The sequence below is a fragment of the Pseudomonas sp. DE0157 genome, assembly GCF_007678615.1.
In the GTDB taxonomy this organism is placed as follows: Bacteria; Pseudomonadota; Gammaproteobacteria; order Pseudomonadales; family Pseudomonadaceae; genus Aquipseudomonas; species Aquipseudomonas parafulva_B.
The window spans coordinates 1-16085 of sequence record NZ_VEJN01000008.1 but is presented as its reverse complement, the minus strand read 5'-3'; the positions used below and the strand labels follow the sequence as shown (position 1 = coordinate 16085).

The 16085-nt window shown below is 62.0% G+C and carries 16 protein-coding genes and 1 pseudogene; 13 read left to right on the top strand and 4 right to left on the bottom strand.

All coding sequences use genetic code 11. The annotated features are described in order from the left end of the window. Window positions 1–29: 29 nt before the first annotated feature. Window positions 30–1211: a formate-dependent phosphoribosylglycinamide formyltransferase gene (gene purT / locus FS777_RS11925; protein WP_058637438.1), complete on the top strand. Its 1182-nt coding sequence runs from the start codon at window positions 30–32 to the stop codon at window positions 1209–1211. Between the two features lie 60 nt (window positions 1212–1271). Here the strand turns inward: purT and FS777_RS11920 are convergent, their stop codons facing one another. From FS777_RS11920 to FS777_RS11910, 3 genes are all read right to left on the bottom strand, one after another. Beyond that, window positions 1272–2570: an MFS transporter gene (locus FS777_RS11920; RefSeq protein ID WP_058637439.1), complete on the bottom strand. Its 1299-nt coding sequence runs from the start codon at window positions 2568–2570 to the stop codon at window positions 1272–1274. A 279-nt stretch (window positions 2571–2849) separates the two neighbouring features. Continuing rightward, the gene (locus FS777_RS11915; RefSeq protein WP_058637440.1) at window positions 2850–4049 is read right to left on the bottom strand and encodes a transporter associated domain-containing protein; all 1200 of its coding nucleotides are present in this window, start codon (window positions 4047–4049) and stop codon (window positions 2850–2852) included. Window positions 4050–4058: 9 nt separating this feature from the next. Next, a complete protein-coding gene (locus tag FS777_RS11910; RefSeq protein ID WP_027913819.1) occupies window positions 4059–4868 on the bottom strand; it encodes an inner membrane protein YpjD in 810 nt (269 codons plus the stop codon). A 250-nt stretch (window positions 4869–5118) separates the two neighbouring features. Between FS777_RS11910 and ffh the strand changes: the two genes are divergently transcribed. The 12 genes from ffh to FS777_RS11850 all read left to right on the top strand — a co-directional run bounded on the left by ffh (window position 5119) and on the right by FS777_RS11850 (window position 15601). Next, window positions 5119–6495, top strand: a complete 1377-nt coding sequence (gene ffh / locus FS777_RS11905; protein WP_023533651.1) for a signal recognition particle protein — start codon at window positions 5119–5121, stop codon at window positions 6493–6495. 240 nt (window positions 6496–6735) lie between these two features. Further along, complete coding sequence (rpsP, locus tag FS777_RS11900) at window positions 6736–6987, top strand: 30S ribosomal protein S16 (RefSeq protein WP_023533649.1); 252 nt, start codon at window positions 6736–6738, stop codon at window positions 6985–6987. 5 nt (window positions 6988–6992) lie between these two features. Further along, a complete protein-coding gene (gene rimM / locus FS777_RS11895; protein ID WP_027913820.1) occupies window positions 6993–7529 on the top strand; it encodes a ribosome maturation factor RimM in 537 nt (178 codons plus the stop codon). 3 nt (window positions 7530–7532) lie between these two features. Then, entirely contained in the window at window positions 7533–8285 is a 753-nt protein-coding gene (gene trmD, locus FS777_RS11890; protein ID WP_028634846.1) for a tRNA (guanosine(37)-N1)-methyltransferase TrmD, read from the top strand. Between the two features lie 41 nt (window positions 8286–8326). Beyond that, complete coding sequence (gene rplS, locus FS777_RS11885) at window positions 8327–8677, top strand: 50S ribosomal protein L19 (protein WP_023533640.1); 351 nt, start codon at window positions 8327–8329, stop codon at window positions 8675–8677. 93 nt (window positions 8678–8770) lie between these two features. After that, window positions 8771–9190, top strand: a complete 420-nt coding sequence (locus tag FS777_RS11880) for an acyl-CoA thioesterase (protein WP_058637442.1) — start codon at window positions 8771–8773, stop codon at window positions 9188–9190. A gap of 667 nt (window positions 9191–9857) precedes the next feature. After that, complete coding sequence (xerD, locus tag FS777_RS11875; protein ID WP_058639562.1) at window positions 9858–10754, top strand: site-specific tyrosine recombinase XerD; 897 nt, start codon at window positions 9858–9860, stop codon at window positions 10752–10754. 154 nt (window positions 10755–10908) lie between these two features. Then, window positions 10909–11652 carry a thioredoxin fold domain-containing protein gene (locus FS777_RS11870; protein WP_027913823.1) on the top strand — a complete coding sequence of 248 codons (744 nt, stop codon included), beginning with the start codon at window positions 10909–10911 and terminating at the stop codon, window positions 11650–11652. Window positions 11653–11735: 83 nt separating this feature from the next. Beyond that, on the top strand, window positions 11736–13040 hold the full coding sequence (locus FS777_RS11865; protein WP_145255645.1) for a homoserine dehydrogenase: 1305 nt from the start codon (window positions 11736–11738) through the stop codon (window positions 13038–13040). A 245-nt stretch (window positions 13041–13285) separates the two neighbouring features. After that, a complete protein-coding gene (gene thrC / locus FS777_RS11860) occupies window positions 13286–14695 on the top strand; it encodes a threonine synthase (RefSeq protein WP_058603765.1) in 1410 nt (469 codons plus the stop codon). 126 nt (window positions 14696–14821) lie between these two features. Then, complete coding sequence (locus FS777_RS11855) at window positions 14822–15241, top strand: response regulator (RefSeq protein WP_058603764.1); 420 nt, start codon at window positions 14822–14824, stop codon at window positions 15239–15241. Window positions 15242–15319: 78 nt separating this feature from the next. Then, complete coding sequence (locus tag FS777_RS11850; RefSeq protein WP_023534040.1) at window positions 15320–15601, top strand: DUF3509 domain-containing protein; 282 nt, start codon at window positions 15320–15322, stop codon at window positions 15599–15601. Window positions 15602–15814: 213 nt separating this feature from the next. On the opposite strand, the pseudogene FS777_RS21705 reads toward FS777_RS11850, so the two are convergent. Continuing rightward, window positions 15815–16009: pseudogene (locus FS777_RS21705) on the bottom strand (hypothetical protein); the annotation flags it as partial. Window positions 16010–16085 lie beyond the last annotated feature (76 nt).

Here is a 16085-nt window from a genome sequence, read left to right as displayed (position 1 = left end):
GCGGCCCCGGATGCCTTCGAGGACCTGAAATGACCCGTATCGGAACTCCCCTGTCGCCCACCGCGACCCGTGTACTGCTCTGTGGCTGTGGCGAGTTGGGCAAGGAAGTGGTGATCGAGCTCCAGCGCCTGGGCGTGGAAGTGATTGCCGTTGACCGCTACGCCGACGCGCCGGCCATGCAGGTTGCCCACCGCAGCCACGTGGTCAACATGCTCGATGGGATGGCGCTGCGCGCTGTCATCGAGGCCGAGAAGCCGCACTACATCGTGCCGGAAATCGAAGCCATCGCCACCGCCACGCTGGTGGAACTGGAAAGCGAAGGTTTCAACGTGGTGCCCACTGCACGCGCCACGCAACTGACCATGAACCGTGAAGGCATTCGTCGTCTGGCTGCCGAAGAATTGGACCTGCCCACCTCGCCCTACCACTTTGCCGACACCTACGAAGACTATGCCGAGGCTGTCGCCGATGTCGGCTACCCTTGCGTGGTCAAGCCGGTGATGAGCTCGTCCGGCAAGGGGCAGAGCCTGCTGCGCAGCGATGCCGACCTGCAGAGCGCGTGGGCCTACGCACAGGAAGGTGGGCGCGCCGGCAAGGGGCGGGTGATTGTCGAAGGTTTCATCGATTTCGATTACGAGATCACCCTGCTGACCGTGCGTCACGTCGGGGGCACCACTTTCCTCGAACCGGTTGGGCACCGTCAGGAAAAAGGCGACTACCAGGAGTCCTGGCAGCCGCAGGCCATGACCCCCAAGGCGCTGGCCGAGTCGCAGCGGGTGGCCAAGGCGGTCACCGATGCCCTGGGCGGGCGTGGGCTGTTCGGTGTGGAGTTGTTCGTCAAGGGCGATCAGGTCTGGTTCAGCGAAGTGTCGCCACGCCCGCACGACACCGGCCTTGTTACCCTGATCTCCCAGGACCTGTCGCAGTTCGCCCTGCATGCCCGCGCCATTCTCGGGTTGCCAATCCCGGTGGTGCGTCAGTTCGGTCCTAGTGCTTCGGCCGTTATCCTGCCGCAGGGGCACTCACAGCAGACCGCCTTCGCCAATCTCGGCGCTGCGCTGAGCGAACCGGATACCGCTATTCGCCTGTTCGGCAAGCCTGAGATCAGCGGCACTCGTCGTATGGGCGTTTGCCTGGCCCGTGACGAATCCATCGAAGCGGCGCGCGCCAAGGCGACCCGTGCGGCCCAGGCCGTGGAAGTAGAGTTCTGATAGACCCGTCGGGGCCGCTCAGGCAGCCCCGACAGTCCTGCTATGAAGTCGCTGAGCGTCCTAAAGCTCGGTATTGCGCGTCTCCTTCAGGCACAGTACGGCGATCAGGCTGATCACAGCCGCCGCCGAGACATATCCGCCTACCCAGCTCAGGCCGCCCATGCTCACCAGCTTCTGAGCGAAGAACGGCGCTGCCGATGCGCCAACAATACCGCCCAGGTTATAGGCTGCCGAAGCGCCGGTATAACGCACATGGGTCGGGAACAGCTCTGGCAGCAAGGCGCCCATTGGCGCGAAGGTCACGCCCATCAGGAACAACTCGATGGCCAGGAACAGTGCCACGCCGGTGGTCGAGCCCGAGGTCAGCAGCGGTTCCATGGTAAAACCTGACGCCACGGCCAGCAGGCCGCCGACGATCAGCACAGGCTTGCGTCCGTAGCGATCGCTGAGCCAGGCCGACAGCGGCGTCGCCAAGGCCATGAACACCACCGCAAAGCACAACAGCCCCAGGAACGTTTCACGGCTGTAGCCCAGCGTGCTTACGCCGTAGCTCAAGGAGAAGACGGTGGAAATGTAGAACAGCGCATAGCACACCACCATGGCTGCGGCACCCAGCAGGGTCGGGCGCCAATGCCTGGCGAACAGGTCCACCACCGGCAGCTTCACGCGCTCCTGGCGGGCCACCGCCTTGGCGAACACCGGGCTTTCCTCAAGCTTCAGGCGCACATACAGCCCCACCAGCACCAGGGCGGCGCTGAGCAGAAACGGTATGCGCCAGCCCCACTGGCGGAACTGTTCGTCGCTGAGCGTCAGTGCCAAGGTAAGGAACAGGCCATTGGCTGCCAGAAACCCGATCGAAGGGCCCAGTTGCGGGAACATGCCGAACCACGCCCGTTTACCGTGTGGCGCATTTTCGGTGGCCAGCAGGGCCGCACCGCCCCATTCGCCGCCCAGTCCCAGCCCTTGGCCAAAGCGCAATAGGCAAAGGATGATCGGTGCCCACACGCCAATGCTGTCATACCCCGGTAAAACGCCGATGGCGGTGGTGGAGACACCCATCAACAGCAGCGAGGCAACCAACGTGGACTTGCGTCCGATGCGGTCGCCGAAGTGACCGAACAGCGCAGAGCCCAGTGGCCTGGCCAGAAAGGCGATGCCAAAGGTCAGGAAGGCCGCCAGCATCTGGGCAGTGCCGGACCCGGACGGGAAGAACACCGGCCCGATGACCAGGGCGGCCGCCGTGGCGTAGACATAGAAATCGTAGAACTCGATGGCGGTGCCGATGAAGCTGGCAGTGGCAACCCGCGCGGGCGAGTTGACCGGCGCGGCAGGTGCGCCGGCGTAGGTGCTGGTTGTCATTGAAGGTCCCTGGCGGTCTGGGGCAACGCCACGGTGCTCTGTCGGCCTGCAACGGACACACCGATTGCAGCCGCCCGAACAATGGTTCCCATGGCGCTGGCGCGATTGTTGTTGTGTTCGCCTGGCTGACGATAGCCCAAGGGGATAGGGGCGGGCGGACACTGCTCAGGGTGGTGAAGCAGGACCGCAGGGCGTTTCAGCGAAGCGGACTGACCGTGGAGCGCCGAGTGCGGGTAGCAGGCGGGACGGCAGGGCTGGGTAAGCGTTGCCCGAGTATAGCTATCGGGTTGCCGTCCATACCAGTACCTTGCTGGCGCAATTGTCTTCAGTTTCAAGGATTTCCAGGCGATAGCGGCCGATTTTCAGGCACACCGCACTTTCCGGGATGCTTTCCAGCGCTTCGGTCACCAGGCCGTTAAGGGTCTTAGGCCCGCCATCGCACGGCAGATGCCAGCCCAGGCTACGGTTGATCTCCCGCAGCGAGGCCGTGCCATCGATGACATAGGTACCGTCAGGCTGCTTGTGGACATGGGGGTTGCCCAGGCTCTGGTCATCTTCGAACTCGCCGACGATTTCCTCGAGGATGTCCTCTAAGGTGACGATCCCCAGTACTTCACCGTACTCATCTACCACCACGCCCAGGCGCCGCTGCTGCTTGTGGAAATTGAGCAACTGCAGGTTCAAGGGCGTGCTTTCGGGCACGAAATAGGGCTCGTAGCACGCCTGGCGCAGAGCTTCGAGGGTCAGCGCGGCCTGGGGCAACAAGTGGCTGATCAGCTTGGTGTTGAGGATGGCTTCGACCTGGTTGATGTCGCTGTGGTACACCGGCAAGCGGGTGTGACGGCTGACGATCAGTTGCTCGATGATGCGCTCGATCGGCTCGTCGAGGTTGATGCCATCGACCTCGTTGCGCGGCACCAGAATGTCGTTGACGGTGATCTTGTCCAGGGACTGGATGCCGTCGAGCAACCCCCGTCGTGGGGTTTCCGGGTGCTCGTCGTCCTCGAAATCGTCGGCTTGCTCGGGGTGCAGGGCGACTGCGGCAGGCTGCTTGCGCAGTGGGCGTAGTAACAGCTTGGCGCAGCCGTCGAGTATACCGGCCAGCGGTTGCAGCAGTACCAGTGGAGGCTTGAGCAGCGCACCCAGGCTGACGAAGACCTGTGGGTTGCGTCTGGCCAGGCGACGAGGCAGGTACTCGGCGAACACCAAAAGAGCAGCAGCGGCAGCCAGGCCTGCCTGCCACAGGCCAGCGTCACCACCGTGACGCAGCCCGATCAGGCAGGCCAGCGCCAGTACCAGCCATTTGCCCAGGCTGGCGCCCAGGACCAGGGCAGGGCCCGAAAGCTTGGGTTGGCTGTCCTTCTCGCCGCCCGACACCATCGTGTGCAGGCGTGCGGTCTCGATGGCGGTGAGCAGTGCAGACCACAGCAGGGCAATTGCCGAGGTGCCGAGAAGCGGTGCGTACGGCAGGATGTTCATGAAAGGCCGTCAGATGTGCAGAATGAATTCGCGAACCAGCTTGCTGCCGAAATAAGCCAGCATCAGCAGGCAGAAGCCTGCCAAGGTCCAGCGGATGGCCTTGTGGCCCCGCCAACCCAGGCGGGTACGCCCCCACAACAGTACGCTGAACACGACCCAGGCCACGCAAGCCAGCAACGTCTTGTGCACCAGGTGCTGGGCGAACAGGTTGTCGAGGAACAGCCAGCCGGACACCAGCGACAGCGACAGCAGGCACCAGCCTGCCCAGAGGAAACCGAACAGCAGGCTTTCCATGGTTTGCAGTGGCGGGAAGTTTCGAATCAGGCCAGAGGGGTGCTTGTGCTTGAGTTGATGGTCCTGCACCAGCAACAGCAACGACTGGAACACGGCGATGGTGAACAGGCCGTAGGCCAGGATCGACAGAAGGATGTGAGCAAGGATGCCCGGTTCCTCATCGATCAGCGGCACGGTGCCGGGCGGCGCGAATTGGGCCAGCAGCGCGGTGACCGCACCGAGCGGGAACAACAGCACCAGCAGGTTCTCCACAGGGATGCGCAGGCATGCCAGCAAGGTCAGGGCGATGACGGCCACGGCGATCAGGCTGGCGGCACTGAAGAAATCCAGGCTCAGGCCAAGCGGGGTGATCAGCTGAAAGAACAGCGCACCGCCCTGGGCTATAACCGCAATGGTGCCCAACAGACCGGGGAGCCGTTTGTCGATCTTGCGGCCCTTGGCCAGGGATGAACCCTGGTAGATGGCCGCGACGATGTAGAGCGCAGCGGCAATCAGGTTGGGGATGAGGCTGGGAGAGGAGACCATAAGTCCTGGTGGGCGAGCCTTAAAGAGACGGAGTTTGGCATAAACCGCGCCGCTCTAGGAAGACTGACGGGCGCGCAAGGCGGCGGCGGTGCAGGCACCGGGCAAACCCCGTCGCGACCGGCGAGTGCCGCTTGAGGTGTGCGCGGTCGCTTCACTTCGCTATAATCGCCGCCTTGCTGTGCCTGGCGGGTGTGCATTTCCCCGCGGGCGCCTGACAACCTCGGCTTTTACTGGGCCAGAAAGGATCATCATGTTCGAAAACCTGACCGACCGCCTGTCACAGACGCTGCGCCATGTCACCGGCAAGGCCAAGCTGACCGAAGACAACATCAAGGACACGCTGCGCGAAGTGCGCATGGCCCTGCTCGAGGCCGACGTTGCCCTGCCGGTGGTGAAGGATTTCGTCAACAGCGTCAAGGAACGTGCCGTCGGCACCGAAGTGTCGCGCAGCCTCACCCCAGGCCAGGCCTTCGTCAAGATCGTCCAGGCCGAACTCGAAAGCCTCATGGGTGCGGCCAACGAAGATCTGGCGCTCAATGCCGCCCCGCCTGCCGTGGTGCTGATGGCCGGCCTGCAAGGTGCGGGCAAGACCACCACTGCCGGCAAGCTGGCGCGCTTCCTTAAAGAGCGCAAGAAAAAGAGCGTGATGGTGGTGTCTGCCGACGTCTATCGTCCGGCGGCTATCAAGCAGCTCGAGACCCTGGCCAACGACATCGGCGTCACCTTCTTCCCGTCTGACATCAGCCAGAAGCCGGTCGCCATCGCCGAAGCCGCCATCCGCGAAGCCAAGCTCAAGTTCATCGATGTGGTGATCGTCGATACCGCAGGCCGTCTGCACATCGACGCCGACATGATGGATGAGATCAAGGCCCTGCACGCCGCGGTCAAGCCCATCGAAACGCTGTTCGTGGTCGATGCCATGACCGGCCAGGACGCCGCCAACACCGCCAAGGCGTTCGGCGAAGCCCTGCCGTTGACCGGCGTGGTGCTGACCAAGGTCGATGGTGATGCGCGTGGCGGTGCGGCGCTGTCGGTGCGCGCCATCACCGGCAAGCCGATCAAGTTCATCGGCATGGGCGAGAAGAGCGAAGCGCTCGAGCCGTTCCACCCCGACCGGGTGGCCTCGCGCATCCTGGGGATGGGCGACGTGCTCAGCCTGATCGAGCAGGCCGAGCAGACCATCGACAAGGCCAAAGCCGACAAACTCGCCAAGAAGCTGAAGAAAGGCAAGGGCTTCGACCTCGAGGACTTCCGTGACCAGCTTCAGCAGATGAAGAATATGGGTGGCCTGGGCGGGCTGATGGACAAGCTGCCGAGCATTGGCGGCGTTAACCTGTCGCAGATGGGCAATGCCCAGGGCGCCGCCGAGAAGCAGTTCAAGCAGATGGAGGCGATCATCAACTCCATGACCCCGGCCGAGCGCCGCGATCCCGACCTGATCAGCGGCTCGCGCAAACGCCGCATCGCCTTGGGTTCCGGCACTCAGGTGCAGGACATCGGCCGGCTGATCAAGCAGCACAAGCAGATGCAGAAAATGATGAAGAAGTTCTCCAGCAAGGGCGGCATGGCCAAGATGATGCGTGGGCTCGGCGGCATGCTGCCGGGCGGTGGCATGCCCAAGCTGTGAAGTTTTCCGGGGCAGGTCATTTTTGGGCCGGCCCCTCACCCCGCGCAAGCGGGACAACGGTCGCGATTTTCGCGGCTTACGCAGCAAGTCTGGACGGTCGGGCAAGTGCCGACCGAAAAAGTCATTTGCAAATGTCCGTGTATTCCTTGAGAATATGCGGCCTTTTGGGCACCCGTGTGCCTATTTGGCATTCAGATTTGCAGTACCAACTGCAGCACCGACTATAGGAACGATGTTCACATGGTAACCATTCGTCTGGCCCGTGGCGGCTCGAAAAAGCGCCCTTTCTACCACCTGACCGTGACCAACTCGCGTAACGCCCGTGACGGCCGTTTCGTTGAGCGCGTAGGTTTCTTCAACCCGATCGCTGCTGGCGCCGAAGTCAAGCTGTCGGTCAACCAAGAGCGCGTCACCTACTGGCTGAGCCAGGGCGCACAGCCGTCTGAGCGTGTTGCTCAGCTGCTGAAGGACGCTGCCAAGGCTGCCGCCTGAGCAATATGAACGCGACGCCAGAAAAGGCTGACGACCTCATCGTCGTTGGCAAGATTTTTTCGGTTCACGGCGTTCGCGGCGAGGTGAAGGTGTATTCCTTTACCGATCCGATTGAAAACCTGTTGGATTATCCAAGCTGGACGCTTCGGCACGAAGGCAAGGTTAAGCAGGTCGAGCTGGTCAGCGGTCGTGGCTCCCAAAAGGGCCTGGTCGTAAAACTGAAAGGTCTCGAGGATCGTGACGAAGCCCGTCTTCTGAGCGGTTACGAAATCTGCATTGCGCGGAGCCTTTTGCCCAACCTGGCCGCCGATGAGTACTACTGGTACCAGTTGGTAGGTCTGAAGGTCATCAACCAGGACGAACACCTGTTCGGCAAGGTCGATCACCTGTTGGAGACCGGTGCGAACGATGTAATGGTGGTCAAGCCGTGTGCAGGCAGCCTGGATGATCGCGAGCGTTTGTTGCCCTACACGGCGCAATGCGTGCTCGATATCGACCTGGATGCAGGCGTGATGCGGGTTGAGTGGGACGCGGACTTCTAACCGATGGGTAACCTTCGCGTAGACGTCATCACGTTGTTCCCCGAGATGTTTTCGGCCATCACGGAGTACGGCATTACCAGCCGCGCGGTGAAACAGGGGTTGCTTCAGGTAACGTGCTGGAACCCGCGGGACTACACCACAGATCGTCACCATACGGTAGATGATCGGCCGTTTGGCGGTGGTCCTGGCATGGTGATGAAAATCAAGCCTCTGGAAGATGCCCTGGTCAACGCCAGGCAGGCAACCGGAGCTGCGGCGAAGGTGATCTACCTCTCGCCACAAGGCCGCAAGCTGACTCAGCAGGCGGTCAAAGGCCTGGCCGAACAGGAATCATTGATCCTGATCGCCGGTCGTTATGAAGGCATCGACGAGCGTTTCATTGAAGCTCATGTCGATGAGGAGTGGTCGATTGGCGACTATGTGCTTTCCGGTGGCGAGCTACCGGCCATGGTACTGATCGATGCGGTTACACGGCTGCTGCCCGGAGCTTTAGGGCATGTGGACTCGGCGGAGGAAGACTCTTTCACCGATGGTCTGCTTGATTGCCCGCACTACACCCGACCTGAGGTGTATGCGGATCAGCGTGTTCCCGACGTGTTGCTCAGTGGCAACCATGCACACATCCGGCGTTGGAGAATGAAGCAGTCCCTTGGTAGGACCTTCGAACGACGCGCCGATCTTCTGGAAAGTCGCTCGCTTTCTGGAGAAGAGAAGAAGCTGCTCGAGGAATACCTCCGCGAGCGGGACGATAGTTAAACGTATCGATGGTGGATCACGATCCATCTTAGGAGCACAGCATGACCAACAAGATCATCCAGCAGCTCGAAGCCGAGCAGATGAGCAAGGAAATCCCGACCTTCGCACCCGGCGACACCGTTGTCGTCCAGGTTAAAGTGAAGGAAGGTGAGCGTTCCCGTCTGCAGGCGTTCGAAGGCGTCGTTATCGCCAAGCGCAACCGTGGCCTGAACAGCGCCTTCACCGTGCGCAAGATCTCCAGCGGCGTTGGTGTAGAGCGTACCTTCCAGACCTTCAGCCCACAGATCGACAGCCTGGCCGTGAAACGTCGTGGTGACGTGCGTAAAGCCAAGCTGTACTACCTGCGCGATCTGTCCGGCAAAGCCGCTCGCATCAAGGAAAAACTGTCCTGAGTACAGTTTGCCCGGCGGCCCAGGTCGCTTAGCGAGAAAGAAGCAGCCTTCGGGCTGCTTTTTTGCGTTTTGAACTCCGTACAGGTGACAGCCATGACCACCCGAGACCAGGAAATCCAGCGCCGCACCGAGCTTTCGGTCACCCGCGTGACCAAGGCGGTGTTCCCCAACACCACCAACCATCACAACACCTTGTTCGGTGGCACGGCCCTGGCGTGGATGGACGAAGTGTCCTTCATCGCGGCCACGCGTTTCTGCCGCTTGCCATTGGTGACCGTTTCCACCGATCGCATCGACTTCAAGCACCCAATCCCGGCGGGCTCGATCGTCGAGCTGGTGGGTACGGTAATCAAGGTAGGCAACACGAGCTTGCAGGTACAGGTGGATGTCTTCGTCGAAAACATGTACCTCGATGGCCGAGAGCGGGCGATTCACGGCGTCTTCAGCTTCGTTGCCATCGACGAAGACAAGCGTCCCGTGCCGGTGCTGGAAGCATCGAAACCCCAAAAGTGAACGGATGTCCAACATTTGGGGCGCAGCTCAAAAGCTGGGGCCGCTGCGCGGCCCATCGCGGCACTAGGCCGCTCCTACACGAAATTCGCTAGCCTTCACGCCGTTGCCGTTGCCGTTGCCGTTGCCGTTGCCGTTGCTTTTGCTTCTAAGCGCGCGGTAGTCCAGGCGCCGCAGATTGCGACTTCAGGAGGCCGAGCGCAGGGCTTGCGGAGGGAGGTGACGGGCATGGATGCCCGTCAAGCGCTGGGCCCCAGGATGGGGCCTGCAGCGCGGTCCTCCCGGGAGCAAGCCCGCAGCGAGGGAACCCCGGAGCGCAGCGCAGGGGCCGGATGATAGGAGCAGGCGGTTTTTGCTCACTTTTTGACAAGACAAAAAGTGAGCCGCCGTAAGGGCGGAAAGGTGACTGTGCGCCACCCTCGCCAACGAATACCAACTTGCCATACGCGCCCACACCCTCGTCCCAGCGTCCCAGCGTCCCAGCGCCCAGGCAATCAGGTGTTCAGCCGATCACAGCGAATGCCTGAACTCACCACCCAGCCCTTCACCGCCGCGGCCCATAAAAACTCACGAGCCTCGATAAGCAATCCAGGGTAGCCCACCCAGCTACAGACAACCCGCCAACCGCTATGAAACACTACGCCCCCCAAAGCCGCCAACAGCTCCCAGCATGCCCGCCCTGGACCACCCGCTCATCGACCAATTCCTGGACGCCCTGTGGCTCGAAAAGGGATTGTCCGACAATACCCGCACCTCATATCGCAGCGACCTGGCCCTGTTCAACGGCTGGCTCCAAACCCGCTCGGTCAAGCTCCCAGACGCCGGCCGCGAACTGATTCTCGACCACCTGGCCTGGCGCCTGGACCAGGGCTACAAGCCGCGCTCGACCGCGCGATTCCTGTCCGGGCTACGCGGTTTCTTCCGCTACCTGCTGCGCGAAAAGCTTATTGCCATCGACCCGACACTCCAGGTGGACATGCCCCAACTGGGCAAGCCGTTACCCAAATCGCTGTCCGAGGCCGACGTGGAAGCCTTGTTGCAAGCCCCGGAGCTTGGCGAGGCCATCGGCCAGCGTGACCGCGCCATGCTCGAAGTGCTGTATGCCTGCGGCCTGCGCGTGACCGAGCTGGTCAGCCTGACGCTCGATCAGGTCAATCTGCGCCAAGGCGTACTCAGGGTGATGGGCAAAGGGAGCAAGGAGCGGCTGGTGCCCATGGGCGAGGAGGCGGTGGTGTGGCTGGAGCGCTACCTGCGTAACGGCCGTGCCGAGTTGCTCAACGGCCGCCCCAGTGACGTGCTGTTCCCCAGCCTGCGCGGCGAGCAGATGACGCGGCAGACCTTCTGGCACCGCATCAAGCACCATGCCCAGGTAGCGGGCATCGACAAAGCCTTGTCGCCGCATACCCTGCGACACGCGTTCGCCACGCACCTGCTCAACCACGGTGCGGACCTTCGCGTGGTGCAGCTGTTGCTGGGCCACAGCGACTTGTCGACCACGCAGATCTACACCCACGTGGCAAAAGCACGGTTGCAGCAACTGCACGCCGAGCACCATCCGCGCGGATGAATGTTTTTCATGTTCGGCCAACCGACAGTCTGCGGCGGCTTCAAGCCAGGCGTGATGTGGTAGGCTTGGGCGGTTAGCACCAAGGGCCGCCCAGTCACCTCGTCGTTTTGCTCAGGTGACGCTCTGCGGCCCCTGTCCGCCCTCAGGAGTATCCATGCGCGTGACCCCGTTTTTTGCCGCCGCCGCTCTGGCGCTGGCCAGCACCTTTGCCGTGGCTGCGGCGCCCGATACACCCGTCGGCGCAGAGCAGGCCATTCGCAAGTCATTGCAGAACCTGTCCCTGGAAGTGCCCGTTGAAAGCGTGGCCAGCAGCCCGGTCAGCGGCCTGTACGAAGTCAAGCTGCAAGGCGGGCGCGTGCTGTACGCCAGCGCCGATGGCCAGTTCGTGATGCAGGGTTATCTGTTCCAGATCCAGGACGGCAAGCCCGTCAACCTGACCGAGAAAGCCGAGCGCCTGGGCATTGCCAAGCTCATCAACGGCATTCCGGCAGGTGAGATGGTGGTGTATCCGGCCAAGGGCGAAACCAAGTCCCACATCACCGTCTTCACCGACACCACGTGCCCGTACTGCCACAAGCTGCATGCCGAAGTACCCGAACTCAACCGCCGCGGTATCGAAGTGCGTTACGTCGCCTTCCCACGCCAAGGCCTGGGCTCGGCCGGCGACCAGCAATTGCAGGCGGTGTGGTGCTCCAGCGACCGCCGCAAGGCCATGGACAAAATGGTCGAGGGTGATGAAATCAAGGCAGCCAAGTGCACCAACCCGGTCAGCAAACAGTTCCAGTTGGGGCAGTCGATCGGCGTCAACGGTACGCCGGCCATCGTGCTCGAAAACGGCCAGGTGATTCCGGGTTACCAGCCTGCACCGCAGGTCGCCAAGCTGGCGCTTGCCAAGTAATACAGTTCAATACGCCGTCGTCATGGGGTGACGGCATGTTTCACGGTCGGCAAAGGTGTCGGCCGTTCAATGGGGAGTTCACAGTGAAACCGGTCAAAGTAGGCATCTGTGGGTTGGGGACCGTCGGTGGCGGAACCTTCAATGTACTTCAGCGCAACGCCGAGGAGATTGCCCGCCGTGCCGGGCGCGGTATTGAAGTGGCCCAGATCGCCATGCGCTCGCAGAACCCGAACTGCCAGATTACCGGTACCCCCATTACCGCTGATGTGTTCGAAGTCGCGAGCAACCCCGAGATCGATATCGTCATCGAGCTCATTGGCGGCTACACCGTAGCCCGCGACCTGGTGCTCAAGGCCATCGAAAACGGCAAGCACGTGGTCACCGCCAACAAGGCGTTGATCGCCGTGCATGGCAACGAAATCTTCGCCAGAGCCCGTGAAAAGGGCGTGATCGTCGCCTTCGAAGCGGCGGTGGCCGGTGGCATTCCGGTGATCAAGGCCATTCGCGAGGGCCTGTCGGCTAACCGTATCAACTGGCTGGCCGGGATCATCAACGGTACTGGCAACTTCATCCTCACCGAAATGCGCAAGAAAGGTCGCGCCTTCCCGGATGTGCTGGCCGAAGCCCAGGCGCTTGGCTACGCCGAGGCCGACCCGACGTTCGACGTCGAGGGCATCGACGCGGCGCACAAGCTGACCATCCTGGCGTCGATCGCGTTCGGCATTCCGCTGCAATTCGACAAAGCCTATACCGAAGGCATCACCCAGCTGACCACGGCCGACGTGAACTACGCCGAAGCCTTGGGCTACCGCATCAAGCACCTGGGCATGGCACGCCGTACCGCCGAAGGTATCGAGTTGCGCGTGCACCCGACGCTGATTCCGGCTGACCGCCTGATCGCCAACGTCAATGGGGTGATGAATGCCGTGATGGTCAACGGCGACGCCGCCGGCTCGACGTTGTACTACGGCGCAGGCGCAGGAATGGAACCGACCGCTTCCTCGGTGGTAGGCGACCTGGTGGATGTGGTCCGTGCCATGACCTCTGACCCGGAAAACCGTGTGCCCCATTTGGCGTTCCAGCCCGATTCGCTGTCGGCGCACCCGATCCTGCCAATCGAAGCCTGCGAGAGCGCTTATTACCTGCGTATCCAGGCCAAGGACCACCCAGGTGTGCTGGCCCAGGTGGCGAGCATTCTGTCCGAGCGCGGCATCAACATCGAATCGATCATGCAAAAGGAAGCCGAAGAGCAAGACGGCCTGGTGCCGATGATCCTGTTGACCCACCGCGTGGTGGAGCAGGGCATCAACGACGCCATCGTCGCCCTCGAGGCCCTGCAGGATGTGGTGGGCCAGGTCGTGCGCATTCGCGTCGAGCAGCTCAACTAGGGTTGGCCTGAACAGCCTTGTGACGAGCGTCCGGCAAGGCTGTTTGCGTACCTGCGTGACCAAGTACCAGGGCTTGTTGCACAGAGCCCCAGCGACACCCTCGACGCTGCAGCTAGATGCAGCGTAGGGGCTTTAGAACACCCCATAGTCACGGCAAGCCCAGGCGTGCCGCCCAGGTTCGAGGCCACTGGCCCTTTCCTGCTGCGGGCAAACGAGGCTTGCCGCTCAAACCAAAGGTTTGTCCCATGCGCTATATCAGTACCCGCGGCCAGGCACCGGCCCTGAACTTCGAAGACGTATTGCTCGCCGGCCTGGCTACCGACGGTGGCCTGTACGTCCCGGAAAACCTGCCACGTTTCACTCAGGAAGAAATCGCATCCTGGGCGGGCCTGCCGTACCACGAGCTGGCATTCCGAGTCATGCGCCCGTTCGTCGAGGGCAGCATCGCCGATGCCGACTTCAAGAAGATCCTCGAAGAAACCTACGGCGAATTCGCCCACGCTGCCGTTGCCCCGCTGCGTCAGCTCGACAGTAACGAGTGGGTGCTTGAGCTGTTCCACGGGCCGACCCTGGCATTCAAGGATTTCGCTCTGCAACTGCTTGGTCGCTTGCTCGACCATGTGCTGGTCAAGCGCAACGAGCGCGTGGTGATCATCGGTGCCACCAGCGGCGACACCGGCTCCGCCGCCATCGAGGGCTGCCGTCGGTGCGACAACGTCGACATCTTTATCCTGCACCCGCACCAGCGGGTCTCGGAAGTGCAGCGTCGGCAGATGACGACGATCTTCGGCGAGAACATCCACAACATCGCCATCGAAGGCAACTTCGATGACTGCCAGGAAATGGTCAAGGCGAGCTTCGCCGACCAGTCGTTCCTCAAGGGCACCCGTCTGGTGGCCGTCAACTCGATCAACTGGGCGCGGATCATGGCCCAGATCGTCTACTACTTCCATGCCGCCCTGCAGTTGGGCGGCCCGGCCCGTTCGGTGGCCTTCTCGGTGCCAACCGGCAACTTCGGCGATATCTTCGCAGGCTACCTGGCACGCAACATGGGCCTGCCGATCAGCCAACTGGTGGTGGCCACCAACCGCAACGACATCCTGCACCGCTTCATGAGCGGCAACCAGTACGTCAAGGAGCAGTTGCACGCCACCCTGTCGCCGTCGATGGACATCATGGTCTCGTCCAACTTCGAGCGTCTGCTGTTCGATCTGCACGGTCGCAACGGTGCATCGATCGCCGAGTTGATGGCCAACTTCCGCCAGGGCGGCGGCTTTAGCGTCGAACAGGACCGCTGGACCGAGGCACGCAAGCTCTTCGATTCGCTGGCCGTCACCGATGAACAGACCTGCCAGACCATCGCCGAGGTGTTTGAGGCGACCGGCGAGGTGCTGGACCCGCACACGGCCATCGGCGTCAAAGCCGGTCGCGAGTGCCGCCGTAGCCTGGATACGCCCATGGTCGTGCTAGGTACCGCACACCCGGTCAAGTTCCCCGAGGCGGTCGAGCAGGCAGGCGTTGGCAAGGCGCTTGAATTGCCCGTGCACATGAGCGACCTGTTCAGCCGCGAAGAGCGTTGCACCGTATTGCCCAATGACCTCAAGGCAGTACAAAGCTTCGTCAGCCAGCACGGCAATCGCGGCAAGCCGCTCTGACCTTGCAGGCTCCGGGTCGGACCGATCCGGAGCCTCAGCGGTTTCAATGGTTTAATTCAGAAAAATCCTATTCTGGCCGATCGTCTTCGCGCCTAGATTAGCCGGTCCTCCCAGCAGGAGCGGCTCATGCAACAGCCCCATGTACTGATTCATCACGTGCGCCCGTCCCACCAGATCCTTCTGCACCAGGCCCTCAATGCCCAGGGCGTGTTTCAGGTGCGGATCTGTCAGGACAAGGCCGAGCTCGACGCATGCCTTTCGAGCGCATTCTCCCCGGATTTATTGATCTTCGACCATGCCATGCCCACCCGCACGGGGACTGCGATGCTCAAGCGGTTACCGCCCACCTGCCCGGTGCTGTTCGTAGGCCAGGCAGGCGCCCGGCGGCGCAACCTGGCTGAACAGGCCCGCAGTTTTGGCTTGCACGTCATCGCGGAGTTGCCATGGCCACTGTCTTCCCCAGCCCTGCAAAGGGCGTTGCAAATACTGCCCAGCCCGTCCGAACGTGAAAGGTCGCAGCCCATGGAAGCACTGACGGCGCATTGAACAGCATGGAAGGTTAGAACTTTCCGCTTCGCTTGCAGGTCTGCTCCTTACAACTCATCAAGCAAGCGAGTAATCCGGATGGAACGAATCTGCAGACTGCTCAACCAAGCCCTCACCCCTTACCAGGCGCACTTGGGTCTGGCCGATAGCCACGGTAACCGGCAGTTGACCGTCCACGACCACCTGGCCAGGGTGGTATTGCAACGCACGGTCAGCGAGCGTCAATTGCAGGAGCAACGCCTGCTGGTGGATATGGTCGATGGTCTGCACCGTGATCTGCAGATCGCCGAAGGGCGGCTGCAGCCTTGCGTGATTGCTGCGTTGCAGCAGCGTCAGCAACCTCAGGGAACCTTTGCCTGAGCGAGTCATCAGATTGATCAGTACAGCCGGCCACTGCTTTGCTCCCGCATGGCCACTGCTGTCGCTGGAAGCCCAAGGGCTTTCGCTTGACCCCGGACGTTCTTCCCCAGCGTCCGGGGTTTCTTTTTATCTGGGTTGAGGGTTTGGAAGGTCGATCGACCCAGCGGCGTGGCGCTCGTCCTGTTCAGGGCGTTCGGGGTGTGCCGCCGCGTGGTCGGTGAAGAAGGCTCGGCTGTGTTCGAGGTAGTCCGCCCGCTGGGCAGGGTCGAGCCAATGCGCATATAGTTTTGGTAGCACCGTCTGGCGCAGCTGGGTCAAGACCTGATCGATGCGGGCCATGGCGGCTTGTCCCTGCGGGCTGGCCGAGCAGCCCACATGCAGGAATTGGTAGGGTTTCACACCCTGAATGAACTGACCCCCGAATGTTGGACACCTATCTCACCGGAGGGTGTTCCATGACGAAATACAACCTGGCGCTCAAACA